This window comes from Sphingomonas plantiphila (assembly GCF_046000505.1).
Classification (GTDB): domain Bacteria; phylum Pseudomonadota; class Alphaproteobacteria; order Sphingomonadales; family Sphingomonadaceae; genus Sphingomonas; species Sphingomonas plantiphila.
Genome location: NZ_JBELQC010000012.1, coordinates 1 through 504, shown reverse-complemented (window position 1 = coordinate 504; position 504 = coordinate 1). Strand labels below are relative to the sequence as shown.

General features: G+C 69.0%; 1 protein-coding gene. It reads left to right on the top strand.

The genetic code is table 11. The features are described 5' to 3' along the window. Positions 1-12: 12 nt before the first annotated feature. Positions 13-504, top strand: a 492-nt coding sequence (locus ABS767_RS17595; protein WP_408080791.1) for a cation:proton antiporter domain-containing protein, incomplete at its 3' end; no start/stop codon positions are given.

Below are 504 nucleotides of genomic sequence, written 5' to 3'. Positions count from 1 at the left end.
CAACAATGGGACATGCCGCTGCCGCTCAACTCCACCGCCTTCAGCGATTCCCTCGTCGTGCTGGGAGCGGCCGGCCTCGTCATCCCCGCTTTCGCGCGGTTCCGGATCAGCCCGGTGATCGGGTTCATCCTGGTCGGGATGCTGGTCGGCCCTGCCGGGCTGGGCCGCTTCGTTCCAGAGTTCCCCTGGCTCTACCACCTCACCATCACGCACCAGGAATCGATCGAGCCCTTCGCCGAGCTCGGCATCATCCTGCTGCTGTTCGCGATCGGGCTGGAGCTGTCGCTCAAGCGGCTGTGGGCGATGCGCGGCATGGTGTTCGGCGTCGGCGCCGCGGAGCTGTTCGCCTCCGCCGCGGTGATCGGTACTGCCCTCTATCTGTTCGGCGAGGGCGTGGACGGCGCGATCGGGCTCGGTCTGGCGCTGGCGCTGTCGTCGACCGCGCTGGTGCTGCCGCTGACCGGCACCGAGAGCCGCGTCGGACGCGCGGCGTTCGCGATGCTG